Source organism: Lewinella sp. LCG006, from assembly GCF_040784935.1.
Lineage (GTDB): Bacteria > Bacteroidota > Bacteroidia > Chitinophagales > Saprospiraceae > Lewinella.
On record NZ_CP160680.1, the window covers coordinates 5,417,568 to 5,442,651 of the forward strand.

A 25,084-nucleotide genomic window follows, 5' to 3' on the forward strand; every position below is an offset into this window, starting at 1 on the left:
AATTTCCTCAAAATACCGGCTCGTTTAAACGCTGTTGTAGCTCGTAAATGTCTCTGGATTTATAGTTTTTTTGCGGTATAACTCCTTTCACTAAAGCTAATGCTATTTTGTTGAGTGATGCCGCTTGATCTTTGTTCCCCAATTGGTAATGCAAATCTGCGAATGTGTGATAAGCCGTCGCTTTATCCACCTTCAGACTGGGAGCAAGAGGTGTTTTTTGCTGCTCAAAATACGCGTCTAGTATTTTTATTTGCTGTTGAGCCAAGGCTAAATCTCTCGCACAGTGAGCGTAAGTAAGTAGGACTAAAGCTTGATTGTGTATTTCTCTTGACTGTGAGGCTTCATCTAGCGAAGCTATGTATTGTTGGAGGGTGGGCATGAGTTTTTCTGCTGCCTCACATTCTCCAGATTTAGCTAACATTTTAATTTTACTATCTGTCAGCACAATCAAATCTTCGGTTGCTGCAGCCCCTCGCTCGTATAACTTGTGAGCAATAATCAGGGCCGAATCGACTGACTTTGTGGCCCTTTTGTAATCTTTTGTGGCGTAATAGTATTCAGTCTGGTCAAAATGACTTTTTAAAAATTCCCAATGTAATGGATCGTTGTTTAACAAGATTAGCTTAAGTCTTCTCGACTCATTTAGATGCTCATATGCTTGGTCATGTTCACCGAGCTGCATATAGATGCTGTGCAGTGTACTGTGGGCTGTGGCTAGAGCAAGAGTATCTATGGGCTCTTGTGCGGCAAAATTTTGGACTGTTTTTTTCCCATAACGAAGTGCCTCTTCGAGTTTACTCGGGCTACTTTTTAAGATGAAAGCAATATTATGATAGGCGTGCCCTAGTTGAAAATGACCAGGAGGAAGCAAGGCTTTCCTGATCTCTAAGATTCGGATTTGGTACTCTAAGGCCTGTGGGAAATCCCCGATGAGAAGATAGTACTTGGAAAAGAGATTGAGGGTCTGCGCAATGGAGGGGTGGATTTGCGGATAAACCCGCTCTTCTATGCATAGGGCTTCATCTAAACGGGCCTTAGCTTTATCCATATTTCTAACTTCCATATCCATTGATGATAGATTTACCAATCCTGTCGCCTTAAGCATGCTGTCTACTCTTGATAATTGACCTTTGGCTTCCAAAAGGTGGAGTGATTCTTCTTGGGCATTCCGTGCTTTGTGCATGTCCCTATTTGAGAAATGGGCGGTAGCTAAGCTGTTATAATAAAATGGCAGAATGGTATCTGCGGAAGTGCCTGGCGCTTTATTTACCTCCATTATAGCCTGTTCTATCAATTCAATAGCTTTGGGGGCATTGCCATGATAAGCAGCTTGAATATTACCTAGTTGCTCTAATGCTTGTGCCCTAGTAAAGTTTGAACAATACAAACTATCACTAATTGTTCTAGCCCGAGAGGCAAAAAAATCGGAGCGTTTGCACTGTCCAATATACCAGAGTAATCTTGACCAATATAAATAATTGGCTACTGCTTCACAATCGTTGCCCATTTGTTTGACTTCAATCTGATCGAATAACTCATCTGCTGTTTTGAAATTTCCTTGGTCATAGGCCGCAATGGCACCAATAAGGAGAACCAAGTCTTTTATTTGTCTAATTCCCTTTTCCTGACGAAATTCGATGGGGTTGATTGCCTTAAGATCAATTTCTTGGTGTTGAGCGGCCATTCCCATAAATATAGAAGGATCTACAATGGCCAGATGCATGTTAGCCGGAGGTTGATTAGAGCCTTGTGGGGCATCTGAGTAGTAACCCCATACCGCAAAATTCACGCAGCGCTTGCTTATCTCTTTTATATTATCCTGGATTGCTCCACGTGAGAAGTATTTATTGGTTTTGAACATCGCTACCTCCAAAGGTAGATTGTACTTATGCTTGATCTCATTCAGTTCATCCATGATTGCGCTTTGAAAATCATAGCTTCCCGCTACAGATTCAGCGTAAGACAAAAATGGATAAATTACAATGGTGTAAACAGTGTCCTCTGTGTCGCAAAAATTAAGGTGTTTGTCCTCCATTTTTATGAGATGCTGACTCCACAAAATGTTTCCACCATAAGCTAATAAAGCGGACAGTAAGAGAACAATCGGTATCACAATGGATTTAGGCAAATTTAAGAGATTAGTTATTTTATTAATGACCCCTTGGTTAATATGTTTGCCAACGGCCACGTTTCCTTCGCCAGTATTGATTATTTTAGTTTCAGTGTTCTTATTAGAAGTTTTGTTCCGAAAGGCAAGAATAAGGCCAATAATTGAAGCTAGGCTTGCGATAATTGAAATCAAAGTGAAAGTGTCCATAGTAATAGTCTTTTTGATTAGGGATAAATAGAATTCACGCAAGAGCACACCTGTGATTTGGTGCAATAGAAAGACTATCCAGCTTGCATCAGCAGACCGTATTAGTCATTTCTATCACGTTTGAGTTTACAAGCCTGTTGACTATCCAGCTTGCTTGAGGTACTTAAAGGAGTACCAGCTTACACCGTTGGTTACTTGCAAGACGTAGATACCATCAGGTAAATTAGATAAGTCCAAATAAGGGCCAGTGAAATTATCGATACGATTTATGACTCTTCCAGAGTAATCCAAAATCTGAACAATCAAGTCATCCTCAAGACTTGAGTTGATACTTAAATAACCATTTCCGGGATTGGGTGCAATTTCTACATAATCTCTTCCAGTATTATAGGTAGCACTAACTATTTCACTATACGCTTCCTGACCATCGAAATCAACCTGTAAAAGTCGATAGTAATTTAGGCCAGGTTCTGGGGTGTAGTCGGTGAAAAGGTAGTTCTGAAGTGTTGAACTGGTTCCAGCACCCGCTACAGTTCCAATTTGTGTAAAAGTTCTCCCATCTGTTGAGGTTTCGACGATGAAATACGCATTACCAGATTCCGTTACGGTTGACCAATGTACTTCAATTGTATTGCCAGCTGGGGTCGCTTTTATACTTGCATACTCTACCGGTAGAATAGAAAAATTTGCAACACGAATATTATCAAGATACATAGCGTTCCCATTTCCATTTTGGGTAACTAAAGTCAGGTATAGTTCTCTCTGCCCATTGTTAATTAAGCTTGAGAGGGGGATTTCACGAGTCACCCAGTCATCGGTACTTGGTTCAAAGAAGGTAGCTTGAGCTGGTGCAGTAGCTAACTCTTCTCCATTAATAAAATCAATGATATCGCCAGTAGACAAGTCTCCAATAATAAGATTATCAACAAAGCTAATATTCCCATCATCATAATACGTGTAGGCCACATCGAACTGTAGGTACCATTCTGGACTATTGTCAACACAAACGTGGGGAATGATGATAAAGTCAAGAGCACCAATAGTCGGGTATATCCAGTGATTCATAAGGATACTCTTTGCGCTACCATTTGCGCCTCCACTGCTATAGACTTGAAAGCTCAGATCATTATCGGGGTTCTCTGTGTCCCACGGAAAAGGTATAGTCCCGTTCTCAATATCAGCAAAATCAGGGGAACAAAGAATAGTGAATTCATTAGAGCTTACTACTGTCGTCCCGTAAATTGTTTGTAAAGTGATAAAATCGGTCATTTCATAATAGGGTATTCTCACCTGCATTTCATCTTCACTGGTAGCAACAATTTCAATTTCTGTTCCTCCTAAAAATGCTCGGTAGACATCTAAGAAATCTCCTTGAGTTGTAAATCCTGAAGTTCCCGTTATGGTGATTACGGAATTAACTAGTGCGGAAGACGGAACAAAGCTTTCAATCTCCATTGGAATTGGGACAACATAGACATTATTAAGTGTAAGGACATTATTGGTCTCATTACTTTCCATGCTATTGTTGTATACATCTACAGTTAATGTAGCATCGTAGAATGTTCCAATATCTAAATCATCAATTGTTACTGAAACGGTCACTGGTACTCCAACGTTCTCAAATGGTACATTAAAGAGAATAGGTGCACCAGCATCAGGAGTAAGCCACACTGTAGCTTGAGTAGATCCTGGGCACACACCATTATTTATTATAGTGCAAGTTATTACGGCTTGCCCAGGAATATTAGGGTTAGGAGCTACAGTCACATTTAAAGGGATAAAATCGGGTTTGGAGTGTGCAAATACGACAGGGGCTGTAGGGTTCGTGTTCAAAACTTGAGTGCCAGTATTTCTTGTTAAGACAGCAACAATGTAATGATCACCTGAAAAACATGTCTCTTCAAAATCAGGTGGAAGCTGTGTACGAGCAATATAGTGAGTTTGTTGTCCTCCTTGTGGAATACATAGCCCCGAATTACAGCCAAGGGTTACGGTTCTATCGTCGATAAAACGACATACAGTATTATTAGAATTACAATAGTAATAAGTAATAATGGCTGATGCTGCTCCTGCACCAGATTGACTACCAAATAATTGGTAATCTATATCAAATCCGTTGACACCTTGTTGATCAAAATCTATTATCTCATTAGGAGGGAATATATTTATGTTTAATGAAGATGATTGGCCAAGTAGGCTTAAGGGGGTTATAAAAAAAAGGAGATAAGAAATTAGTATTTCTACAATAAATGATTTAAGATTTTTTTGATTCTTCATGACTCGATTTTTATTAGGGTAAACAAGTAGTTAGTAGAATCTTTTGCCTTATTGACTTGGGTTGTGTGTAAAAATCGGAATTATATTCTTTTTGTTTTTGTTTTTATGTTGCTATGTTCTGTATTGGTGTATTTAACAAAGTTGTAATTTGGTCTTTGTAGTTGTATATTGTAATTGATTGTTGTACATTGTATTTTATTAAAAAAAAATGTACAACAATGGACGAAAAGGAGAAAGAGGAAATACAGTTACTCATTGATACTCTCAATAAACTCTTTTATGACATAAAGTCTAATGGAGGTCCTCCTGAATTTAAAAAATTTGTAAGCCAGAAAAAAAGGACTGGAGACGTGGGTTTGAGCTATAATAATGTTAGGCTGTGGTTGAATACCTTAATAGATCTAAAAAAAGATTTAGAAGAGGAGAAATCATCAGCATTGGTAAATTTGGCAAAAGAAAAGTTCAAAAAATATATACCAAAGGTTGAGTTCTTCAAAAGCAAAGTTCAACATTTCATAGAAGAAAAAACTGCTCAAATTGATGATCAAAGAGTATTTACTATATATACCTATCATGAAGTAAAAAGAACTAAAGAACCCCTGCTTCAGCTCGGAGTTTTATTTTTACATAGAGACGACACAGTTGATTATTATAATCCTATAGAAGCTCCGGTCAAAAAATTTTCTGGGACGTTTAAAATAACAAAAGGCAATATTGCGATTGTGGATTTAGATTCGATAGGGAATGTAGATGTAAAAATGCAAATGCAGATTTATTATAGAGAGGAAAATTTAGCTGATTTATTCCTTGGTTCCTACATGACTTATCATAATGATCGAATAGTTAGGGGATCATTAGTAGCAACACAATTTACCAATGAGAAAAAAGTCGAGTCTTTTTTAACTGGGTATAACAGTAACAAAGCAAAACTTGCACAAATCAGCCCTGTTATCTTGGAATTTCTTTCAATTAGAAAATATAGCTACAAAAGAGTACCGGATGAGATATATAGTATCGCTGCCTTGGAAAAATTTCTAAGTAGCGATTTTCACGAAAATCCAGAGAAGCGATTTATTGAAGGAGAGAAACCTAGTATAATCATTGCTTCACCGAATTCATCAATATCTTCTGAAGTTTTCAGTAAGAATCAGTCGATAATAGATAAAGTTAAAAATTCTATAGAGGCTAGGTTTCCAGGTAAACTGGAAATTTATATTAAAAGTGAACAAATGCCCTTAGACTATAAAGATGCAATAGCTCCTCCAAGCTTAAAATATATCCAGAGAACACGTATTTTTTTTCTAGTCTATACTTCAACAAGTAAGGCCTCTTTTTCACTTGTACAGCTAGGTTGGGCTATGGCATATTGTAAACAAATTGTAATTATTTATCAGAAAGATTCACTTTCGGATAATATATTAAGGCTTGATACTTTCAAGAACCTATTTACTTTTTATCAAATTGGTGACTTACAAAAAGAGGAAACGGAAAAGCAGATTTTAGGAATAATTAGAAGAACTATTATTGGAAGTTTGAAAGAATATTTGAAATAAATTAAGGAATTAAAAAAATGCTCATAATTTCCTACGTATTGCTAAATAATGAGGTGCTTACGTTCAATTCTCCCACCCCAACTTCTTCACCCTCCCCTCATAATGCTGCTGATAACTCCGCTTCCTTGCCTCATCCAAAAAAGAAGCCTGAATCAGCCCTAAGACCTTCTCCTGTTGAGACGTCAACTGTTTTAGGATGCGAGTGATCTGTTGTTTTGTTAATCCAGCCAACTCACCTAGGATGTGAAAATGCCCCAAAACACCACCTTTTTTCAGTCGATCAGGGATTAGGCCTTGGGCTAGTGCAAAGTCAGCATCGTCAATATGTATTCGACTGTTGAGCAGGTCGTAGGCCGGGCTGAGGATGAAATCGCCCAAGGGGGTTTCGCTCAGTGAAAAGTTTTTGAAGTGTGCGTCTCCATTAGAGAAAAGGTAGTTGAACAGGATGAGTTTAAACAACTTTAACGCCTCGACTTTATAGGCGGGGACATGTTTTTTCAAAAGCTCAAACAGCTCGTAGTAATGGCCCTGGTACTTGTAATCTTCACCGTGGGTTTGCGGGGTGCGACCGGCCAGGGAGGCGAAATCTTCCTGGGCGATCTTGTGGCCATCGGCACTCACATCAAAGCGTTTGGTGAGGTAGGCGGGGGCACCGTCATTGAAAAAGATCAAAGCATTTTCCGCCGTCTCTATGCCGAATACCTGACGAGCAATTTGCATGGTAAGGTGTTCATTGGCGGGCATCTGCTCGGCGAATCTACCCGCTCTGGGAATTGGCTTGAGGATGTGGGTGCCTTGCTCGTCGGCTTCGGTGAGGCGCAGGTGGTTCTTGTCCAGGATAACCGAAAACTTCTCCTGCACCCCGGAGATAGAGATGCTACGCTGGTTATCGGCAAATGGCTCGCCAAGACCCTCTGTACTAGAGGGGGAGGCATAAGGAAGAAAGGGCGATAGTCGCCGTCCGTTGAACACCCGCTTGAGTGCCGTCGCGCTGTAGGTGTCATGTCCAGGTGCCAGGGTGCCGGGGCAGTTCTTGATCACGGGCCTGCTCATGCTGCTGTCTTCTGAATGCGTACTGCACCAATGGTATCGTGCGCCGCTGTTTGCATTAACAACCCAAAGTGGTCTTCTTTATCGATCCGCAAAGCGAAACAGACTGCTTCCTTGTTGGCCCCTTCCGGCAGGAGGTGAAAGAAAAAAGGAAAGAGGTGGTCTGCCCGATACTCCTGCTGTTTTTTGGGCAAGGTCAGACTAATCGCTGGTTTGTCGGAATTACGCCACCAGGCATCGTCGTAGCGAAACACAAAGCTTCCGTCATCGAGCTGCGTGAGCGTACCCGCTACTTCGTTTTTGTAGGTTACTTGTGCTTGTCTCATTTATTTTAAAGTGAGGTTTGTCTAATTAACGTGAGGTTGGGGGGGAAAAGACTGATCTTAAGTCAATTACTAGCCCCAACCTCACCGTACTTTGTATTGGGTATTGGGTACTGTGTACTTGGATTAAACAAGGTGTTCCATCTGAGTACCAAGTACTAAGTACCTAGTACTGTAAGCTAAACTTCACGTTGGTTTACTCACGATTTATCACCTGAAAGCAGAGCTCCAGCCCCAACGCATCTGCCAATTTACTCACGGTGGCCAGGGTCGGATTTCCCTTCCCGCTTTCAAATTGCTTGAGCGTACGCAAACCCACCCCGGAAAGTTCTGAAAGTGTTTCTTGGGTGACGTTTAGCATGTCGCGGCGCGCTTTTAAGCTGTTAATCAAGTTCTCAAAGTGCATTATATGGCTCTTTTGAGGGGTAATATACGGTAGTTTTGACGAAAAAGCAATGATTAGTGCAGTTCAAGGCACTTTTTAGAATGATGCTTTGATTTGTTGAAGGTTGATGGTTTGGCCTGAGGGCCCTAATTACTTCCGACTTCCCAATTCCCACTTCCGACTTTTAGAGGGGTTGAAGGTTGATTGTTGAAAGTTGATGGTTTGGCCTGAGTGCCCGTAAGGCAGAGAGTAAAACAAGCACCAGGAAAATGGAAAACAGAAGGCCGTTATCCCATTTATGGTAGACGGATGAATTGTTGGAGAGAGGCGATGTTTTGCTACAGTCTATTCGATAATCCCCCACCGCCTTGCTTGGTCTGGATCATTCTTCGCTACATAATCTTCGAGCTGTAATATCCTTTTCGTAAGTTCTTTATTCAAGCGTTCCAGCATCTCATTTTGACCAGACTCATCTAGTGTACCGTAGGGTTTGTCGGGGCGAGAAAATTGTGGTGGATTGGTGGTAAGGTCTGTCATGACCAAGTCTTGTAAGCTTACCTCAAATATATCTGCGATTTGAATGAGTTTGGCAACGGGAGGATCACTTGTTCCTTTCTCGTATTTCGTAACCTGACTAGCTTGTATACCAAGCTTATCTCCAAACTCAGCTTGAGTAAGGGAGTTGTTTTTTCTTAAAAACTTGATATTCTGGCTTAAATACATTATTAAAAAATAATTATATTTTTAAAAGACATTTTAGTTGTCTTTAAATTCATTATTTGTCTCTAAATGACATATATTTGTATCGAAACAACGATTTAACGGCTAAATTACACCATAAGAAGACACAAACAAAGATTTGACCGGCAAAACTTGCATTTGCCGGAGGAAACTTTCTATGTCTTCAAATAAGATACTCCGGAAATGGGTAAGCCAGACGGCTTGCGCTGGGTAGGTACGATGGGTGCATTGAAGTTGAATTAAATCGAGTTATCCCGGTACTACGTAACAGGTTTTAAACAGCTTAAAGATAAAAAATTAAATCCATGAGTGCGCCCGTAAAATTACCAGCGGTGAGGTCGACCATTCAGCGATGGGTGGAAGACCAGATGGTGGCCAACCAGGTGTCTAAGGAAGACCTGGCGACGGCCCTGGGTATTTCCAACGAGAAAGCCACCCGTCGCCTGAGCGGTTCCAGTGACTTTAAGGCTGCGGAGATCTTCAAGATGGCCCTGTTGTTCGATAAACATTGGTACAACGACATCGTACGCCCCTTCGAGGTAGGTACGGATGAGATCTCCTTGGGAAAGGCCATTTGTTTGGCCCGCGAAGAAGGGAAAGATTTTTGCCTGATCGACCGCGCAGCAAGTATTCCTCCTCCCAAAATCTCCTAGCAATGACCAAAGACACGACTGCCATCTCCAAAGACTTACTGTCTGTACTCATGCAGCAGAATATGCTCCTGCTTCAGCAGCAGAAGGATCTGCAAATTGAGCGGGAAGCTTACCGCATTGAGATGATGAAAATGGAGTTCTCCATGCGGGCATCCTTACCGGCGGATACGCGACCGCAGTGGGTGTCTAAAGACGAAGCGGCTTGGCTCCTGGGCCTGACGCTCTTTACTACCGGCCATCACCGACGAGCGATCGGCTGGCTGCATGATACCGGCGAATTGATCACCACGGCGGGCGGCCGCAACTCCATGCTTTTTCTTAGAAGTGAAGTCATGGAAGTCAATCAACGCATCGTAGACGGCACCGTCATTGTCCCTAAGAAATTTGGCTAACCTTCTGTAGCGGAGGCTAAACAGCCGACAGCTTTTCGATCACAATTTCAAAACACATAGAATTTAACTCAGCACGCCACGTGCGAGCTGGGCAAGATGATGCCTGACGTGACGGTTGCTGGCCGGGATTTCGGTTCCGGTCAGCACCTCGCCAGGTGCGCTAGACTATTATTCATTTTTCCGATAAATCGGAATATTACTAATGCTTATCTATGGGTAATACTGTGATCCTCGTTCCTAAGACCGCACCCGTTTCCTTCTTTGAACTGCACTTTCAGAACAGTAAGAAGCTGCTCCGGCAGCACATCAATGACTACAACGCCCGGCAGCAGGGGCCAGGTGCTTTGAAATACAAACTGCGAGCCAGTCATATCCAGTTGGCGGAGTACCTCTTCCAACTTTACGGTGGTATCCTGCGGGGACAGCAGCGGACCAGTAGTTGCAATCTGGCCGAAGGCATTCTCCCAGTGCTCAAGACCAGTAACGGAGCGCTGGCGAAACAACTGGGTACCTGCAAGGCCACGATCATCAACTTGCGGAAACGGCTGGTAGCGGCCAATATCATCGCTTACAAGAAGTGGCACGGGAGCAATGCAGCCTACGAACTGGAGCTGAACGCTAAATGCCTCTTTCTGCGCGACCCCCAAGGCCAGCTCAACGCTAATTTGAACGGCCTTTTTTTTAGTGCCCAAACAAAAACTTTTGACCATACAGTGTCAGGTACTCAGTATCCTGAGTATCCTGATCAGGATACAAAGAAAGAAAGAAATAGAGAAGGCGAAGCAACGGCCACAATTGTGGAAAACCCCAGTGAGCTGGAAGGGGAGGCCGTTCCTTCTTCGGCAAAAATTCAGGAAACTGGTTCAGGATACGATGCCAACGTAACGGATTCCGCCCCATCCCACAAGGGCGAAAATCAGGATACCCAGCCCCCCGAGTTGCGCGCGGCCCCCCCGCTGGCCAAGACTCAAGGAACTGCGCCACAAGTATTGCCCGAGCGACTACCCGCCACCATGGAGGAGGCCATCGGCTTTCTTAGTCCGGAAAACCAAATCAAGGTCCGCTACGCCGCAGGAATGTGCTGGAGCAAAGCCCTGGCCTCAATCTACAAAGACGAATGGCTGACCGACCGCCAGAAGGAGGCCGGCATGATTGCCCTGGCCGAATACATTGCTCGTTCGGTTCACCCGAAACGCTACGATGCCGCCAGGGGAGAAATACAGGAGCGGCTGGATATGGTTTTCGAATGGGTCAATGACAAGCGGGGGCGCTTTGTGCTGCTGCCGCGCTACTACTTCGACCTCCGCAATCAAAAGAACGGCGGCTTCTCCGCGACGGAGCGCTGGCTGAAGAAAAAGCAGGTGCGCAACTTCCGTCGGGCGCGCCGCACGGCCATCACCAAAGCCGTGAATACCTACCTGAAAGCCTTGCAACCCAATAGCGGAGTCGACCGGCAGGAGCTGCATCACCAATTGACGCAAACCCTGCGTAAGAAATACGGCGCAAAGATCGTGGCCATCTTTGAAGACCGGATTGATCAGGCCATTCTAAACATGAAATAAGATGCCTAAGCACCGAGACAAAGCGATCACCGAGTTCGCCTTGCGGATCAAATTCAGGAATAACCCCGACACGACCTTCACCTGGTACCAAAGGGCAAAGGATGCCGAAGAGCAGCTCAGTATCTGGAAATCCTACCCCTACAAACAGTACAGCGGAGCGATCAAATGGGCGGCGATCCTGCCCGCCGAAGCCGCCAGAAATAAAGCCGACGCCAGCACCCACCTCTACGAGTACGACACCTGGTCAAACGGAAGTACCTGCTGGCTGAATCGGGAAGAGATAGACCACCTGAAACGGCAAAAAGCAAGGGCGTGAGGAAGAAACGCAGGGGTATTTCAAAAAGGGAACCAATAATCCTTGGTAACCCAAAAAGAAAAACCTCTGCGCCTCTGCGCCCCTGCCTGTAAGGCCAGCTTGCTGGCAGGCAGGTCTGCGCGACATAAACTTTTGGGAACGTAACCATCCAAATACACCTATGCACAGAAAACTACTCTACCTGACTTTCACGCAACTGGGCCGCTGGGCTTATCGCTACCTAGTCTGGTGGGAAAACAGGGTACTAAGGACCTTGGATGGACTGGCCGATTACTTCAATGACCATGATTAAATACGACGCAAATGCATAAAAAAGGGAGTGGCCTATTTAAAACAGGATAGGCCACGCCTGCCTGCCCGTGAGGCACAGCCGAGCAGGCAGGGATTAAACAGGATTACCACTGATAATATGGTCGCAAACTCCATTGAGTTTACCAAGATTTAAAATCCGTGTAAATCCGTCTGATCCGTTAGATCCGCGTTCTATCCCACCTGGGTGGACGCTCCAATTTTGATGCACTTGCCTTAATTAAAAACACAATGGAGAATTTTGACAAAATACGCACGAGCATCTTCGGCCATTCGCTGGCGATGACCGCCATCAGTAGCCCGCTGGCCAGGGATCTTGCCCGCAGCGAGGTGAAAATAGAAATAGCCTTTCAAGGCTTGAAAGCGACCATCGTCTCCAACGGGCCGATTACGCACGCCTCCCTTCTAAGCAAGACCGAGGCCAATTACCCCAGGACGCAGATCCGGAAAGAGTTGCTAATTCTTGAAGGTCTTTTCTTAGAAAACTACACCTCCTATTTGTCGCGACTGGCCGTCCTGGAAAAAGTGTTTTGGGCTTATCGCGAACTAGGACCCGTTTTAAATATCACCACTTCAAAACCTAAGCAGGATGTTACAAATGGAAATTCCTAATCAACCCGTCATGCTCGCTGAATTCTTAGAAATCAGCCTGGAAGCATTGCGTAAGCAAATGAAAAGAATGGGCCTGGTCGAAGGCCGGTTCAATCGCTACGCTAAAATGGACAAACGGACCATCAAAGTGCTCTTAGAAGTTTACGGACAAGAAGCGCAGGCACAACACTTGTCCACTTTTATAGAACCGGACACCGCAGCGAGCGGACAAACGGACGCTTTAAAACCTGTCCACTTGGAAAGCCACCAAACGGACAATTCTTTAAACGGACACCTTTCTAAAGAAACGGACAAGCAAGCGAGTTACCCAACGGACATCACGTCTGTTAAACAGGACAGCCCCACGAACGGACAAGTAGATCCTTTTTCTAAAGAAACGGACAGCTGGGTAAGCGGATCGCTTTCCTTAAAAACGGACAATTACCTGGGTATTGATTACGCCGAACTGTCCAAAGATGTCTTGTTGGCATTGATCGCGATGGTAAGTATGTATGTCCAGATGAACCACACGGCACAGGTAGTGGGTGGCGAATGGCTGCAAGCCTGGGCCTACGCCCTAAGCATCCAATTTACCGGTCTGGCGATGACGCTTTACAAGGGCAGCCTCTGGTACCTACGGGTATTTGCGTTGGCAGAGTTCTCGATCAACCTGTTGCATTACCGCCCCTGGGCCTGCGAGTGGGTAGAAAGCGTGTCCGTTTGTGGCGGAGCAGAAGAGTGGACACGTAGCCTGCTCTTGTCCGCTTTAATCGCCTTTACAATCTATAGCTACGTAGAAATATTTGCCGCAAGGCGCAACGAAAAAACGGACATACGATGAATTGGATTCTCTTCGCCCTGTCTGGTTACGATCCAGACAAAGAGGCCCGCAAACCGCGCGCGAAAACGGACAACAATAAAAAGCGGAGCGTAGAACGGACAACGGACCTGCCGGAGGACGTAAAGACAAATCCTATTACTAAGAAAACCGAACGCTACATCCGCGAAGACGAGGACACCCACACCTGGCAGCAAGTCGACCAACAGACCGGTTTCGGACAACGCAGCAGCACTTTACTGCCGGAAGAGATCGATTTTCTAAGAACCACCAAGCATTACCTGGTCGAGAAAGGAGAAGTCCTAAAAGTCTACTGGGCCACTGGTTTGACGCCCCGTGAAACCGCGCAACAGTTTACTGAACGGGGCTACAGTTACGAAACCATCCGCCTGTATTTCCGCTTGTTCAACCGCTACGAAGCCACCCCTACCGAAGAGGAGAGGGGTTCCGCCCAGGAAGGTGGGTAAGTCTGGGTAATTCGCAGGATCTAAAATGTAATTATCAGATTTTCAAAGAATTACAATAAGGTGGAATTACCCACTTACCCAGGTAATTGGTAGGTAATTGCTGGGTAATTCCGCTTTTTAAAAGCCATAAACATGCAGTATATCATCGTATTGACCATGGCCCTCTACTTCGTCGTGATGCGTATTTGGGGTCCTGTAGCGGCCTTAATCATCACCACCATTTGGGTAATTGCCTGTGTAGTACTATACCTCAGGCTCAACTACCGCTGGAAATTGCGCCACTACGGTAAGCGCCTGGAGAACATCTACGAGTGGCAGCAATCACCCACCGACAAGCGGGTAGTCGTACGCGCTCAAGAACACGAAGCGTGGATCAAGTTGTCCGGAAATAAAATGGGTATCCGCGTCGTCACCCTCTTTTTCCAGGATGCCCACAACCCCAGCGAGACCTGGGAAGCTTACACCGATAGGGTAGCGGCCACCATCGCCAACGACCGCATCCTGCGCCACCAGGAGATCGAGCGCTCCCAAGGCCGTGATTATTACCTAAGGGAAATGCACGGTCAGCAAGGCATCCGTTTTTCCGAAGAACCCGAGCCGGTATCCTTCTGGCGGCGTCTCTTTACCCGCAAAAAGCAAACGGTATGAAACAGGATAAAATTACCATCAAAGTTGCTAAAGAAAATCCGCCCAATTACCCGCGAAAGACCTCCACTTTTGAAAGCATCCACTACCAAAAAGTAGGGGAGGGGCCGGTAATTACCCACCTGAAGGCGGTAGGTAGTTTCTTAGAAAACCTCCCACCCACAATTACCCGCTGGGGCAAGCACACCTTAAAGCCAATTACCGGTCATTGGCTACGAATTACCATCACGTTCTTAGTAAAGGGTGGGGGAGTACTCCTAGGTAATTGTCTGGTAATGTTGAAAAAGCTCCTCCTGCTCGTTTATTACCTGGTAATTGGTTCTTTAAAACTCCTTCTGGTTATTCTAGGAGGGGCATTAAAACCTTCCAACAGAACTACCCAGCGCCCCAAAGCAAGAACCAAGCACTACGAACCTCCTGTGGATGATGAATGGTGGCGGCGGAAACCCAAACCTAAAGCGGGCAAGAAGAAGCGGGTAATTCGGGTGATTTTGGAGGTGGAGGAGTGAGGGATAGATGGGATGTTTTAAGCCCGATTCCACCTCTCTATATGCCTTGGTTCGGATTTAAACCTGTCCCGACTAAACCTCCACATGAGCTTTGGTCGGGACACGTTTTAACTTTTCTTTATACTGAGATTACTCTAACTGGTTAGTTCGCTAGACGTACCCCGTACGGCTAGTCCCGATAGATTTGCAAGAATCGTATCGGGATCGCAGTCCCTGTCCGACTGGCGTCCGGCCAGGCGGGCTCACTGTAATGGATGGCGATCCCGATCAAACTTCCCTCGGAACTTTGATGCGGGATTAAAACCTGCGGTGCACGTTTTAACTTCCTTTCTAGTCCTGATTTGCTTATGCTGGTTGGTCGCTAGACGTGCCCCGTCCCGATCCAACCTCCCTAGGAGATTTGATACGGGATTGAAACCTACGGAGTACGTTTCAACTTCTCCCTCGTCTAAGGTTTTTCTCTCTAGTTAGGCCGCTAGACGTGCCCCGCAGGTCTAGTCCCGATAGAGCTGATAAGGTCGATCGGGACAGTCCTCACTGTAATGGATGGCGACTTCTATTCGAGCTGTTGGAGTAGACCACATGGTTGCATGGTGTCGCAGTCCTCACTGTAATGGATGGCGACTTCTATTCGAGCTGTTGGAGTAGACCACATGGTTGCATGGTGTCGCAGTCCTCACTGTAATGGATGGCGACTTCTATGGTCTGTGGATCGTGTCATTAGTTCTCTTGGGGTCGCAGTCCTCGCTATAATGGATGGCGACTTGAAGAATTTTAAAAAGAACCATCCAAAAGTCAGAACCGTCGCAGTCCTCGCTATAATGGATGGCGACTTGAAGTTGGAGAGGCGGGCTGGATTGTTACCACCCTTCATGTCGCAGTCCTCGCTATAATGGATGGCGACTTCTATACCGAAAGGGATTGAGGATGCAATAGCTGCATACGTCGCAGTCCTCACTATAATGGATGGCGACTTGAAGAGCCAGGATACGGTACACCAAATTTTGATGGTTGTCGCAGTCCTCACTATAATGGATGGCGACTTGAAGTTAAAATGAAAAACAGATTGTTTTTCCAGTTCGTCGCAGTCCTCACTATAATGGATGGCGACTTGAAGAAAAAAATGGAAGAGACTCGAGAGAGAGAAGCGTCGCAGTCCTCACTATAATGGATGGCGACTTGAAGAGACCCCGTATTACAGGGGTGGATAGATGAAAGGTCGCAGTCCTCACTATAATGGATGGCGACTTGAAGGCTAGAAAAGATAAGCAATCTAAGCCGCTTACCGTCGCAGTCCTCACTATAATGGATGGCGACTTGAAGGCCGGATTTTGGAAAAACTTGATAAAGATAAGTATTTCAGCGAAAAACAAATAAGATGATTTTTTAATAACATGGTTGAAAATGATTTTTCGTTAGATTTTAACATTTGTTAAAATGTGAAAACAGGGTGTTTTTTGAATATTCAGGATTAAGCAAGATTTCCATAATGTACTGGTTGTTAGTAATTTATGGTTTTGGTGAAAACATTTTGTGTTTTTGGTAACTTCTAAAAATGCAAAAATCTGCTTAGGTCAAAAAATGATTATGTATTTTGTTTATTATGAATGGGTTAGAAGAGGTGAGATTTAATTCTACTTAACATAATGATTGTACAGAATGTTGGATTATAGAATTAAGGTAGATTTGTCACCACTCAGCTCGTCAAGGTCAAGTTCGTTTAGCCCCAGTATTCGCATTTGTTGTACTTGTTCTGCGCTGATACGAACAATAATACAGCTATCGGTAGGGTCTCCTTTGGTCAAAATCTCCTGGGATAACCAACTTTCCAATTGTGTCAAAGAACTTTTACTTATTGTGCCTAAATATACAGATTTATTGATACGGTCCAGGCCAAATTCAATGATTTTTTTACCCATACGGGTGCGTAAGGGGTTTTTGGTAATATCGTAGCAAATAAGATGAGCCATAATAGTTAGGGGTTAGTGACAGAACGAATACGCTGGGCTAGTTTTCCACTTAAAAAATGGATGTGATTTTTGTTGCTGGATTCTTGTCCTAGGAAAGTACGGTTAGAACGCAGGAAATCATTGAATAAAGGGATGATGAAAGCTTTTCCCTCTTTATTCAGAAAAATACCATATTGGTTTTTAGAGCAGTGAGAAGGGAGCAGTTTTTGCTCAAAACAGGCTGTTATTAATAGATGATCAATCCAGGGCCGGAAAGGCTCGATGAGGTCAAAAGCGAGAGTAGGTTTGGTGTGTGCATCGGCGTGAAGGAGTCCTAATTGTGGGTCTAACCCGGTAGCAAATAGTGCTCCTTCCACAACACTGTAAAGCATGCCGTATAAGTAATTTAGCACCGCGTTAAAAACGTCTTCTGCGGGCCTCCTGCTCCGTTTGTTGAAACGAAATTTACGAGGCATACTCTTGCCAAGTGCTGTCCAATACACATTGGCCAACGCTCCTTCTACGCCCATGATGTTCTTTTGGCAGTGGGTTAGGATTTGTCCCCGGAAATCTTCAAAACGGTTGTTTGATTTAAGGGTGTTGATGGTTTGGGATAATTGCCAGCCTACACTGGTATGGTGCTGCTTGATCCACTGGAGGTTCTCGATTTGTCCCAGTGTTTTTAATTCAAACAGGTCCAATATCCAGGCGGTAGCTTCTGGCAACTGGGCAAAATTGACTTGCCCACGCCTCAGACTGGCAATGGTACTGAAGTAAGGATTCCACAGTTTCGCCTGAACTTTACCGATGCGATTAAAAAACAAAATCGGAATCTCGTGCTTTACCGCCAGCAAAACCGCACTGGCCTCCATCCGAACATTGGCCGTAATGGCAATACTCGTCAGCTTGCCAGGACTGATGACCCGCTCGCTTTTTTCGTTGAAAACGTGGAAGATGCCATTCTTTTTGGCCAGCGTTAGTCCTTTGGTGTCGAGGATGAGTTGCATGTAATTACTTTACTTGGTTAAAAATTGTAGGGAAAACCCCGCCAGCTCATGGCCCCGAATTCTTCCTGGGGCGGGTTGGTAGCGGTATAGAAAGCGTCGCGTATTTCCATATACTGCTCGTGCCTACGGCCAAGTACAAATCCGGCAAAGCTGATCCTTCCGCGAACTTGTTGCTGCATTTTGGTGAGCCAGCGGGTACTGAGCTGTCCTTGTTCATTTTGTGCTCGTACTGCCGCGGCAAGTTGGTTGACTTCGCTGCGGAGCTGGGGCAGGAAATCAGGAGCCAGACCCACCTTGTCGGTCAGGAGGAGACCGGTGACAATTTTGGCGTCTTCGGGTCCCGAGCGGGTAACCTTGCGGAGGTTCACCCGGAAACCTGCTTGAGTGATCAGGTCTTTCACGGATTGAATCATCTCTTCGTTGATCTTTTGGTGGCTGGAAAAACTCATGTCATCTGCGTAGCGGGTATATACCCACAGCATGTTCGTAGCGTATGCCTGGAGGGTGTCGTCTAGTGAGCGGCAGGCAAAATTAGACAGGGTAGGGGAGGTAGGCGTGCCCATCGGCAGGCGTTCCTGATAAGTACATAGATCGGCGATTAAATCCGCCAGTTCTCCTTTGAATCGGAAGGGTTTTTCCAGGAAAATCTGTAAGACCATTCCTCGGCTCACACTATGAAAAAAGTCTTTAAGGTCGATATTGAGCAAATAGGGGCGACCCAAGTGTTTTTGCGCGTTGGTTAGTACGTTGCGGCGATCATCATCGTTGCGGACACCAGATACAAAACCGTAGGCGGCGTTTGATTTTTCGAAGAAGTAGGTACTTTGCAAATAGCGGTTCAGCTGCGAAAGAACTTTCTTCAAAGGCGCAGAAGGGTTTTCTATTTGCCGTTCTCCACCTCCCTTTTTGGGGATCGTGAAGGTTTTGTAACTTGGCTGTTGGGCCATCAATTTCAATTGCTGAGGATGGGTTTTTAGAAGTTTTCCCAACTCAGTTATGGAGCGGATGCTGCAAATAACCGCCTTGTTGTTTTGATGTTGTTGCCGGGTTTGCTTGTTCATCGTTATTGTTTTAGTATGGATCGTGGTCTTCAATAAAATGATGAAGTAGCTTGCCTGTTTTTTTCATGTTGAACACAAATAAAAAACCGCCCGACGATGTGGGCGGTTTGTGAAAACTAGCGGGTTTTGGGGGGAGCACCCTCGGTTTTAGAACCAGGTAACTAAGATTTTTGTACTTGAAAATAGGGCGTGGGATGTTTTTTGACAGGCTCCATCCGCTGGTGTTGCTCAAGACAATTGAGGGCAGCTTCCCAATTGTTGTTGAAACTTAGTAAAATGACTTTCAAGCCGTGAAGGCAAGCGTAGAGCTCTTCGTTAAGGAGCGTTTCCAAGAGGGGCGATTCTTCTTCCTGCCCGTGAAAAAGATAATCATAAATCTGCTTGAGTACACTTGAATCCGCAGGATTTACCTTCATAAGTTCTGGCATGAGCTCATGTAGCCAGGTTGTTAATAGGGGATAATCGAATAAAGCGTGGACACGAGGACCGGCTCCTTGCCCAAATGGCATAACCAGTTGTTGGTGCTTTTTCGGGTTCATAATAGATTGGTTGAGAATGAGATAATTTATTGATAATGGGTATGCAAAAAGTTAGTAGTGTGAATAACAAAACAAGGTAACAACACCATCCTGATCGCCTGATGAGCAGGATGGTGTTACCACTAGGAGCTTATTAACAATGGCATTTTGTCGCCCGGCCATTTGGCTACTCCCGGAAGCCTAGATCTCCCAAATAAGCTTGTAAGTCTTTTTTGATGCGAAAAATCCTTGTCCCGACTGTTTGATGGTTGAGGCCTACCATTTTGGCAATTTCTTTAGCTTGGTAGCCTTCCAGGTAGTGGACAAAAATTTCGTAGTCCATGGATTTCAATCGCACTTTAACGATACGTAAAAGATCTTCCAGGGAATATTCTTTTGCCGACTCGTCCTTACCTGTTGCCAAGACTTTCTCCTGGCAGAATTCTTCTTCCCGGATTTTTCGTTTTTGCTGTTTACGGTTGGTATTGAGTATTTCGTTTTTGATGATCGACATCAAGTACTTAACACCATGCTGTTGATAGCCAGCAAAAATGACCTCCGAGTTAGTTATCACCTTCAAGTAGAACATTTGCAGGTAATCGTCTCCTTTTAGCGGGAGGTGAGAAAACCTTTTGGCTACCGAAATGCTGTAAGTCAACAACATTTTATGGTACTTCCGGTGTAAGCATTCCACCAAATTTTCGGGGGAACCCATTGGTAGTAATTTTGCCATTGTTGTGAAGTGTTTGGTGAAAAACGATTTGCTGTTCGCTTGTCAGCTTTCACTTATTCAACACAGCTGAGGCCAATGTCTTTTCCAATTCAAGGTGATCTATTTGTTAAGTATTTCTCGCTTTGGCTTAACATTAGAATAACATTTTGATTTTCGACTTACGTTGGGTATAAAGTTTGGTGAAAATCAGTTTAGCGTTTTTAATGCTATGCTTGGTCTTTGAAGTTGTAAATAGAGAGGTTCATTACGCTTCGCAGATAGGGGACGTTACTGAACGACTTTTTTTTTCATCATTGGCGCTGTTTTTTTTAAAAAAAATCATGGTTGTGCCGGGGAAAAAATAACAGCTCAAAAACATTATCTGAGTGAAGGCGGGGGGATAAGCTTCCCGTGAAAACGAAGTGTCATGATGAATTTAGATCCAGCCACAGCTTTGAATCTTATTCTAGGAGGCATCCTTTTGGGAGTAATCATTTTTGCGCGTCTCTTTGCTTTTGCCCTGGGAAACGCCTGGCGACGTGAACGCTACCAGGAACATTATAGCACAGGAGCTTCTTTCCGGGGAGGCCTGGAACTATTTGTTCTCTTTGGGATTTTGCTATTGATTTGGTGGAGTTGGGCTGCCCCTAAGGAATCTACGTCAGAGACATCTCCTGATTCCTACCACCGTTTAGAATCCTTGATGGAGGTGAGTGAGGGAATTGAGCAGCGCAGTCCCGTACTCTATCTATCGGCGATTCCTGTCGAAGAAGATTTTTTTGCTGGTAGCAGTTTTTACTTGCAGGTAGCTGCTTACGAAAATGAACCAGCCGCAACCCTACATTTAGCAAAATTATTAGAAGCCGGTCATCCCGCAGAAATAAGATTCCCACGGGCGGAAGACGCGCGCTCGTTCTGGCGCGTTTGGATTGGCCCATTTCTCCATCGGGAAGCAGTAGATTCCTATCAGCAACAGCATCAATTGAAAGGGTTAATTCGCGAAGAATTCCCTCACTTATAAGGGACGGAGAAAAAGAAAATAGGTTTATTTCCATCAAACTACTAAACGACATTCGCACAAACAACCGGAAAAGGAAAATTCTCTCATTTCATCTTTAAATTCCTTTTCTATGCAATGGATCATCCCTGTTCAGATTCTTGTCGCCATCATCATCGGCGGCACCGTAGCCCGTTCCCTTAGTGGTGTCATCAGAGCCCTGGTCGTCCGGTCTATTCCCGTGGAAAAACGTCTTTCCGAAGAAAGCTTTAATATTCAAACCCGGACGAGCACCATTATTGGTGCGGCTGTTGCTTTACTAGTTGCGGGAGGTATTTACTGGGGGATAGAAAGTGTCAAAAGCTACTTCCCTAAGGAGCCTCTAATGGTAGAAGAACAGACCGTTATTCTGCCCTTCACTCCCCCAACGAAGGAGAAAGATGTGGAAAGTGAAGAAGTGCCTATTTCTGCTCCTATCACGTCATCACCTGCACAAGCGACTATTCCAGATGCATCGCCAGCAACCAGGCCCACAGCCTACGAGGCATCCGTTCCGATTCAAACTGGTAAAGGAACTTACTACCTGCAATTAGGCGCTTATGTGGATGGGACAAAGGCTTTGCGTCATGCACAACGACTCCGCGAGCGTTATGGCAGCCTATTGCAAACAGTACAACTGCCAGAAACGACTGGTCCAAACAAAGTACTATTAGGGCCTTTCCTCACCCGGAGGGATGTTGTCCGCTATCGGCAACAACATCAGCTAAAAGGCTTTGTTCGCCATCTGCCATAGACCTGGAATACGAAAGATTTTACCGGTTGTTTCCTGTGCCTTTCGTTCGCCGCTGCTCCTGTCTTGGGGTGGCGGTTTTTTAGCTCCATCCTCCGGCTCTTCCGATACGATCCTTGATCTATCGGAACTAGACCTGCGGTGCACGTCCAGCTTCCTCCCGAGGAAGGAGTGAGACGCAGCGTTGGATGTCATACGCTTTACGGAGACTCATCCTTGTAGGCTAGTTACTCGGTGATGCTACGGGCCACGGCCCGCCCATATCCTCCGCCCGGGCGGAGGTGGCCCGGAGGGTCGGAGGTGGGGTACAGGCTTGGTCGGAAGTAGCCTACTCGTCTGGTAGGGTCTATTCCAAGCATCAGGTGGGCTATCCCGTTGGCGAGGGTGGTCATAGGTCGATTCGACATGTACTTCCAATACAAACAACAAGCATTCAGGGGTATCCTCCTGATCCAACCTCCCCCGGAACTTTGATGAGGGATTCCCGACCAAACCTCCACATAAGCTTTGGTCGGGATACGTTTTAACTTCCTTTCTAGTCCTGATTTGCCTATGCTGGTTGGTCGCTAGACATACCCCGTCCCGATCCAACCTCCCTCGGAGCTTCGATACGGGATTGAAACCTGCGGAGCACGTTTCAACTTTTCCTTAGTCTATGGTTCCTTTAGCTGGTTAAGCGCTAGACGTACCCCGTCCCGATCCAACCTCCCTCGGAGCTTTGATACGGGATTGAAACCTGCGGAGCACGTTTCAACTTTTCTTTGTTCTGAGATTACTCTAACTGGTTAGGTCGCTAGACGTACCCCGTACGGCTAGTCCCGATAGATTTGCAAGAATCGTATCGGGATCGCAGTCCTCACTGTAATGGATGGCGACTTCTATCTCCCTTATGTAAATCTTAGAATTATGATCTGGATGGTCGCAGTCCTCACTGTAATGGATGGCGACTTCTATTGGATTGTATTTTGAGTTTTCAACATGTCACTGGGTCGCAGTCCTCACTGTAATGGATGGCGACTTCTATAGCGATGTTGGGAGTGCTTATCGCATTATCACCGTCGCAGTCCTCACTGTAATGGATGGCGACTTCTATAGCGGAGCGTGCGGGTGAAGGGGGAACCCATATCCGTCGCAGTCCTCACTGTAATGGATGGCGACTTGAAGTTCTGCTATATTTTAAAAATCCAAAAAAATGGGTCGCAGTCCTCACTATAATGGATGGCGACTTGAAGCTGGGTTCCTTGAAGCTGGGCGCCGGCCTGAAGTCGCAGTCCTCACTATAATGGATGGCGACTTGAAGCATGAGACTTTCAGTTGCTGTGCTCTTCGCACTGTCGCAGTCCTCACTATAATGGATGGCGACTTGAAGAGCTTGATGCATCAACAAACTACATATTGTTGCGTCGCAGTCCTCACTATAATGGATGGCGACTTGAAGCATGAGACTTTCAGTTGCTGTGCTCTTCGCACTGTCGCAGTCCTCACTATAATGGATGGCGACTTGAAGGTGGAGTAAGAACCGTAAGAAGTAGTGTAAGAAGTCGCAGTCCTCACTATAATGGATGGCGACTTGAAGTTTATTCATGACTATTACTTCACTTGCACTTCCGTCGCAGTCCTCACTATAATGGATGGCGACTTGAAGACTCCATAAAATCATTACTTATGGAACGAATCATGTCGCAGTCCTCACTATAATGGATGGCGACTTGAAGAAAACTATTGCTTATGTGTGTTAACTTAGTTGTCGCAGTCCTCACTATAATGGATGGCGACTTGAAGGCCGGATTTTGGAAAAACTTGATAAAGATAAGTATTTCAGTGAAAAACAAATAAGATGATTTTTTAATAACATGGTTGAAAATGATTTTTCGTTAGATTTTAACATTTGTTAAAATGTGAAAACAGGGTGTTTTTTGAATATTCAGAATTAAGCAAGATTGCCATAATGTACTGGTTGTTAGTAGTTTATGGTTTTGGTGAAAACATTTTGTCTTTTTGGTGGCTTCTAAAAATGCAAAAATCTGCTTAGGTTAAAAAATGATTATGTATTAATTTGTAAATCAATTGATTAAGTGACATAAAAACAAATCTTACTTAACATAATGATTACACAAAAAGTTATTTTTTCTACAAATAGCTTTTTGCAGTCAATTTCCCATGATCAGGATGTCAAAGAACATTACTTAATGATGGCTTTAAGATAAGGGAAAACTTTGAATTTGGTGGGTTTTTACTTCCTTTTTTGGGGTAAGCTGTAAGTCGCTACCATAAGGTTGTTTTGATCTGCCAGCGCGGAGAACCGCAGCAAATCCGGGGAGAAGTCTGGGCAAAGCAACAAGCCAATACTGGGAGCATCGTGGGCAGGGCGGTATTGCTGATCAAAGAGCCGTACATAAGTATCCAACTGGCCAATATCACGGTGGGTGAGGGGTGTGGTTTTCAACTCTATCAGTAGATGACAACGACGGGAGATGTGATAAAAAAGGAGGTCTACAAAATAGCGTTGCCCTCCGGGTAAACAGAGCATCTGCTGCCGGTTGACAAAGCTAAAGCCAGGCCCTAATTCGAGCAATAAATGGAGCAATTGATCGCATAGGTGTGCTTCTAATTGCAATTCTGATAAGGTGGATGTATCCGGTAGTAAGAAATCAAAGACGTAATGTGCTTTGATACCCAGTGGCGAGGCTTGTTGTTGGCGCTGGAAGAAGTGGGTGCGTATTTGTCGTTCCAATTCCCGCGCGGTCCAATTATGGCGAGCGCTCTGATGGAGGTAAAAATGTCGGGCTTCGGCATTTGCCAGCGCAAGAAGCAAACGGTAATGTTGCCAACGTAGCCTTAGATCAAGCTCCTCCTTAATGGGGAAAGCCAGGTAGAAGCGATAAGCAAGCCGAAGCTCCGTCACCGAGCAACTCCCCGAGTTCAGGGCTACTAGGCCACCTGCCTGTTGCCTGAAAAAAGCAGTAGCATTAAGTTGACTTTGCGATAGCGCTTGAGCCAGGTATTGGCCCAACAGCCACCGCTTCAATAAAAGACCATTGCTGGTGTTTTCTCGCGCGAATAAGTGGCGCCTTAAGGTATTTTCGGGGAGCATGCAGCGGCGTTTTCAAGATGAAGGAAAA

The 25,084-nt window shown here is 44.9% G+C and carries 26 protein-coding genes and 2 CRISPR repeat arrays; of the genes, 13 read left to right on the top strand and 13 right to left on the bottom strand.

Features of this window, described 5'->3' with window-relative positions:
* Positions 1–7 precede the first annotated feature (7 nt).
* Both AB0L18_RS19525 and AB0L18_RS19530 read right to left on the bottom strand, forming a co-directional pair.
* A complete protein-coding gene (locus AB0L18_RS19525) occupies positions 8–2,317 on the bottom strand; it encodes a tetratricopeptide repeat protein (protein ID WP_367388998.1) in 2,310 nt (769 codons plus the stop codon).
* 141 nt (positions 2,318–2,458) lie between these two features.
* Entirely contained in the window at positions 2,459–4,594 is a 2,136-nt protein-coding gene (locus AB0L18_RS19530; RefSeq protein ID WP_367388999.1) for a T9SS type A sorting domain-containing protein, read from the bottom strand.
* Positions 4,595–4,812: 218 nt separating this feature from the next.
* Here AB0L18_RS19530 and AB0L18_RS19535 point away from each other — a divergent pair, with 218 nt between their 5' ends.
* Positions 4,813–6,147 carry a hypothetical protein gene (locus tag AB0L18_RS19535; RefSeq protein ID WP_367389000.1) on the top strand — a complete coding sequence of 445 codons (1,335 nt, stop codon included), beginning with the start codon at positions 4,813–4,815 and terminating at the stop codon, positions 6,145–6,147.
* A gap of 63 nt (positions 6,148–6,210) precedes the next feature.
* On the opposite strand, the gene AB0L18_RS19540 is transcribed toward AB0L18_RS19535, so the two are convergent.
* From AB0L18_RS19540 to AB0L18_RS19555, 4 genes are all read right to left on the bottom strand, one after another.
* On the bottom strand, positions 6,211–7,200 hold the full coding sequence (locus AB0L18_RS19540; RefSeq protein ID WP_367389001.1) for a HipA domain-containing protein: 990 nt from the start codon (positions 7,198–7,200) through the stop codon (positions 6,211–6,213).
* Positions 7,197–7,523: a HipA N-terminal domain-containing protein gene (locus tag AB0L18_RS19545; RefSeq protein WP_367389002.1), complete on the bottom strand. Its 327-nt coding sequence runs from the start codon at positions 7,521–7,523 to the stop codon at positions 7,197–7,199. Before AB0L18_RS19545 ends, AB0L18_RS19540 begins: the two co-directional genes overlap by 4 nt.
* A 193-nt stretch (positions 7,524–7,716) precedes the next feature.
* Entirely contained in the window at positions 7,717–7,926 is a 210-nt protein-coding gene (locus tag AB0L18_RS19550) for a helix-turn-helix domain-containing protein (protein WP_367389003.1), read from the bottom strand.
* 324 nt (positions 7,927–8,250) lie between these two features.
* Positions 8,251–8,628: a helix-turn-helix domain-containing protein gene (locus AB0L18_RS19555; protein WP_367389004.1), complete on the bottom strand. Its 378-nt coding sequence runs from the start codon at positions 8,626–8,628 to the stop codon at positions 8,251–8,253.
* A gap of 323 nt (positions 8,629–8,951) precedes the next feature.
* Here AB0L18_RS19555 and AB0L18_RS19560 point away from each other — a divergent pair, with 323 nt between their 5' ends.
* The 10 genes from AB0L18_RS19560 (at position 8,952) to AB0L18_RS19605 (ending at position 14,928) form a co-directional block, all read left to right on the top strand.
* The gene (locus tag AB0L18_RS19560) at positions 8,952–9,299 is read left to right on the top strand and encodes a hypothetical protein (RefSeq protein WP_367389005.1); all 348 of its coding nucleotides are present in this window, start codon (positions 8,952–8,954) and stop codon (positions 9,297–9,299) included.
* Positions 9,251–9,691, top strand: coding sequence for a hypothetical protein (locus AB0L18_RS19565; protein ID WP_367389006.1), 441 nt, complete (start codon positions 9,251–9,253; stop codon positions 9,689–9,691). The genes AB0L18_RS19560 and AB0L18_RS19565 overlap by 49 nt, the downstream gene beginning before the upstream one ends.
* Before the next feature lie 212 nt (positions 9,692–9,903).
* On the top strand, positions 9,904–11,253 hold the full coding sequence (locus tag AB0L18_RS19570) for a hypothetical protein (RefSeq protein ID WP_367389007.1): 1,350 nt from the start codon (positions 9,904–9,906) through the stop codon (positions 11,251–11,253).
* Between the two features lies 1 nt (position 11,254).
* Complete coding sequence (locus AB0L18_RS19575) at positions 11,255–11,569, top strand: hypothetical protein (RefSeq protein ID WP_367389008.1); 315 nt, start codon at positions 11,255–11,257, stop codon at positions 11,567–11,569.
* Between the two features lie 160 nt (positions 11,570–11,729).
* Positions 11,730–11,861 carry a hypothetical protein gene (locus tag AB0L18_RS19580; RefSeq protein WP_367389009.1) on the top strand — a complete coding sequence of 44 codons (132 nt, stop codon included), beginning with the start codon at positions 11,730–11,732 and terminating at the stop codon, positions 11,859–11,861.
* 248 nt (positions 11,862–12,109) lie between these two features.
* Positions 12,110–12,490 carry a hypothetical protein gene (locus AB0L18_RS19585; protein ID WP_367389010.1) on the top strand — a complete coding sequence of 127 codons (381 nt, stop codon included), beginning with the start codon at positions 12,110–12,112 and terminating at the stop codon, positions 12,488–12,490.
* Positions 12,468–13,310, top strand: coding sequence for a hypothetical protein (locus tag AB0L18_RS19590; protein ID WP_367389011.1), 843 nt, complete (start codon positions 12,468–12,470; stop codon positions 13,308–13,310). The genes AB0L18_RS19585 and AB0L18_RS19590 overlap by 23 nt, the downstream gene beginning before the upstream one ends.
* A complete protein-coding gene (locus AB0L18_RS19595) occupies positions 13,307–13,774 on the top strand; it encodes a hypothetical protein (RefSeq protein ID WP_367389012.1) in 468 nt (155 codons plus the stop codon). The genes AB0L18_RS19590 and AB0L18_RS19595 overlap by 4 nt, the downstream gene beginning before the upstream one ends.
* A 132-nt stretch (positions 13,775–13,906) precedes the next feature.
* Positions 13,907–14,422 carry a hypothetical protein gene (locus tag AB0L18_RS19600; protein WP_367389013.1) on the top strand — a complete coding sequence of 172 codons (516 nt, stop codon included), beginning with the start codon at positions 13,907–13,909 and terminating at the stop codon, positions 14,420–14,422.
* Entirely contained in the window at positions 14,419–14,928 is a 510-nt protein-coding gene (locus tag AB0L18_RS19605) for a hypothetical protein (protein ID WP_367389014.1), read from the top strand. Before AB0L18_RS19600 ends, AB0L18_RS19605 begins: the two co-directional genes overlap by 4 nt.
* A 528-nt stretch (positions 14,929–15,456) precedes the next feature.
* Positions 15,457–16,250: direct repeats of the CRISPR family, unit length 22 nt; unit sequence CTATAATGGATGGCGACTTGAA.
* Between the two features lie 345 nt (positions 16,251–16,595).
* On the opposite strand, the gene cas2 is transcribed toward AB0L18_RS19605, so the two are convergent.
* The 5 genes from cas2 to AB0L18_RS19630 form a co-directional block, all read right to left on the bottom strand.
* Complete coding sequence (cas2, locus tag AB0L18_RS19610) at positions 16,596–16,898, bottom strand: CRISPR-associated endonuclease Cas2 (protein WP_367389015.1); 303 nt, start codon at positions 16,896–16,898, stop codon at positions 16,596–16,598.
* 5 nt (positions 16,899–16,903) lie between these two features.
* On the bottom strand, positions 16,904–17,884 hold the full coding sequence (cas1, locus tag AB0L18_RS19615) for a CRISPR-associated endonuclease Cas1 (protein ID WP_367389016.1): 981 nt from the start codon (positions 17,882–17,884) through the stop codon (positions 16,904–16,906).
* Between the two features lie 17 nt (positions 17,885–17,901).
* Entirely contained in the window at positions 17,902–18,945 is a 1,044-nt protein-coding gene (locus AB0L18_RS19620) for a reverse transcriptase family protein (protein WP_367389017.1), read from the bottom strand.
* A 161-nt stretch (positions 18,946–19,106) separates the two neighbouring features.
* Positions 19,107–19,484 (bottom strand): hypothetical protein, encoded by a 378-nt coding sequence (locus AB0L18_RS19625; RefSeq protein WP_367389018.1) that lies wholly within the window; start codon positions 19,482–19,484, stop codon positions 19,107–19,109.
* A 166-nt stretch (positions 19,485–19,650) separates the two neighbouring features.
* On the bottom strand, positions 19,651–20,196 hold the full coding sequence (locus AB0L18_RS19630; protein WP_367389019.1) for an RNA polymerase sigma factor: 546 nt from the start codon (positions 20,194–20,196) through the stop codon (positions 19,651–19,653).
* 406 nt (positions 20,197–20,602) lie between these two features.
* On the opposite strand from AB0L18_RS19630, the gene AB0L18_RS19635 reads away from it, so the two are divergent.
* Together AB0L18_RS19635 and AB0L18_RS19640 are read left to right on the top strand one after the other, a co-directional pair.
* Complete coding sequence (locus AB0L18_RS19635) at positions 20,603–21,196, top strand: SPOR domain-containing protein (protein ID WP_367389020.1); 594 nt, start codon at positions 20,603–20,605, stop codon at positions 21,194–21,196.
* Between the two features lie 109 nt (positions 21,197–21,305).
* A complete protein-coding gene (locus AB0L18_RS19640) occupies positions 21,306–21,965 on the top strand; it encodes an SPOR domain-containing protein (RefSeq protein ID WP_367389021.1) in 660 nt (219 codons plus the stop codon).
* Positions 21,966–22,189: 224 nt separating this feature from the next.
* Here the strand turns inward: AB0L18_RS19640 and AB0L18_RS19645 are convergent, their stop codons facing one another.
* Positions 22,190–22,369, bottom strand: a complete 180-nt coding sequence (locus AB0L18_RS19645; protein WP_367389022.1) for a hypothetical protein — start codon at positions 22,367–22,369, stop codon at positions 22,190–22,192.
* A 439-nt stretch (positions 22,370–22,808) separates the two neighbouring features.
* Positions 22,809–23,744: a CRISPR direct-repeat array (repeat unit 35 nt; unit sequence GTCGCAGTCCTCACTATAATGGATGGCGACTTGAA).
* 451 nt (positions 23,745–24,195) lie between these two features.
* Positions 24,196–25,056 (bottom strand): PDDEXK nuclease domain-containing protein, encoded by an 861-nt coding sequence (locus AB0L18_RS19650; protein WP_367389023.1) that lies wholly within the window; start codon positions 25,054–25,056, stop codon positions 24,196–24,198.
* Between the last annotated feature and the right edge of the window lie 28 nt (positions 25,057–25,084).

What these genes read in the sequence shown, in the direction of transcription:
- AB0L18_RS19525 (WP_367388998.1), bottom strand. Translation starts at nt 2,317, where the DNA reads ATGGACACTTTCACTTTGATTTCAATTATCGCAAGCCTAGCTTCAATT.
- AB0L18_RS19530 (WP_367388999.1), bottom strand. Translation starts at nt 4,594, where the DNA reads ATGAAGAATCAAAAAAATCTTAAATCATTTATTGTAGAAATACTAATT.
- AB0L18_RS19535 (WP_367389000.1), top strand. Translation starts at nt 4,813, where the DNA reads ATGGACGAAAAGGAGAAAGAGGAAATACAGTTACTCATTGATACTCTC.
- AB0L18_RS19540 (WP_367389001.1), bottom strand. Translation starts at nt 7,200, where the DNA reads ATGAGCAGGCCCGTGATCAAGAACTGCCCCGGCACCCTGGCACCTGGA.
- AB0L18_RS19545 (WP_367389002.1), bottom strand. Translation starts at nt 7,523, where the DNA reads ATGAGACAAGCACAAGTAACCTACAAAAACGAAGTAGCGGGTACGCTC.
- AB0L18_RS19550 (WP_367389003.1), bottom strand. Translation starts at nt 7,926, where the DNA reads ATGCACTTTGAGAACTTGATTAACAGCTTAAAAGCGCGCCGCGACATG.
- AB0L18_RS19555 (WP_367389004.1), bottom strand. Translation starts at nt 8,628, where the DNA reads ATGTATTTAAGCCAGAATATCAAGTTTTTAAGAAAAAACAACTCCCTT.
- AB0L18_RS19560 (WP_367389005.1), top strand. Translation starts at nt 8,952, where the DNA reads ATGAGTGCGCCCGTAAAATTACCAGCGGTGAGGTCGACCATTCAGCGA.
- AB0L18_RS19570 (WP_367389007.1), top strand. Translation starts at nt 9,904, where the DNA reads ATGGGTAATACTGTGATCCTCGTTCCTAAGACCGCACCCGTTTCCTTC.
- AB0L18_RS19575 (WP_367389008.1), top strand. Translation starts at nt 11,255, where the DNA reads ATGCCTAAGCACCGAGACAAAGCGATCACCGAGTTCGCCTTGCGGATC.
- AB0L18_RS19580 (WP_367389009.1), top strand. Translation starts at nt 11,730, where the DNA reads ATGCACAGAAAACTACTCTACCTGACTTTCACGCAACTGGGCCGCTGG.
- AB0L18_RS19585 (WP_367389010.1), top strand. Translation starts at nt 12,110, where the DNA reads ATGGAGAATTTTGACAAAATACGCACGAGCATCTTCGGCCATTCGCTG.
- AB0L18_RS19590 (WP_367389011.1), top strand. Translation starts at nt 12,468, where the DNA reads ATGTTACAAATGGAAATTCCTAATCAACCCGTCATGCTCGCTGAATTC.
- AB0L18_RS19595 (WP_367389012.1), top strand. Translation starts at nt 13,307, where the DNA reads ATGAATTGGATTCTCTTCGCCCTGTCTGGTTACGATCCAGACAAAGAG.
- AB0L18_RS19600 (WP_367389013.1), top strand. Translation starts at nt 13,907, where the DNA reads ATGCAGTATATCATCGTATTGACCATGGCCCTCTACTTCGTCGTGATG.
- AB0L18_RS19605 (WP_367389014.1), top strand. Translation starts at nt 14,419, where the DNA reads ATGAAACAGGATAAAATTACCATCAAAGTTGCTAAAGAAAATCCGCCC.
- cas2 (WP_367389015.1), bottom strand. Translation starts at nt 16,898, where the DNA reads ATGGCTCATCTTATTTGCTACGATATTACCAAAAACCCCTTACGCACC.
- cas1 (WP_367389016.1), bottom strand. Translation starts at nt 17,884, where the DNA reads ATGCAACTCATCCTCGACACCAAAGGACTAACGCTGGCCAAAAAGAAT.
- AB0L18_RS19620 (WP_367389017.1), bottom strand. Translation starts at nt 18,945, where the DNA reads ATGAACAAGCAAACCCGGCAACAACATCAAAACAACAAGGCGGTTATT.
- AB0L18_RS19625 (WP_367389018.1), bottom strand. Translation starts at nt 19,484, where the DNA reads ATGAACCCGAAAAAGCACCAACAACTGGTTATGCCATTTGGGCAAGGA.
- AB0L18_RS19630 (WP_367389019.1), bottom strand. Translation starts at nt 20,196, where the DNA reads ATGGCAAAATTACTACCAATGGGTTCCCCCGAAAATTTGGTGGAATGC.
- AB0L18_RS19635 (WP_367389020.1), top strand. Translation starts at nt 20,603, where the DNA reads ATGATGAATTTAGATCCAGCCACAGCTTTGAATCTTATTCTAGGAGGC.
- AB0L18_RS19640 (WP_367389021.1), top strand. Translation starts at nt 21,306, where the DNA reads ATGCAATGGATCATCCCTGTTCAGATTCTTGTCGCCATCATCATCGGC.
- AB0L18_RS19645 (WP_367389022.1), bottom strand. Translation starts at nt 22,369, where the DNA reads ATGTCGAATCGACCTATGACCACCCTCGCCAACGGGATAGCCCACCTG.
- AB0L18_RS19650 (WP_367389023.1), bottom strand. Translation starts at nt 25,056, where the DNA reads ATGCTCCCCGAAAATACCTTAAGGCGCCACTTATTCGCGCGAGAAAAC.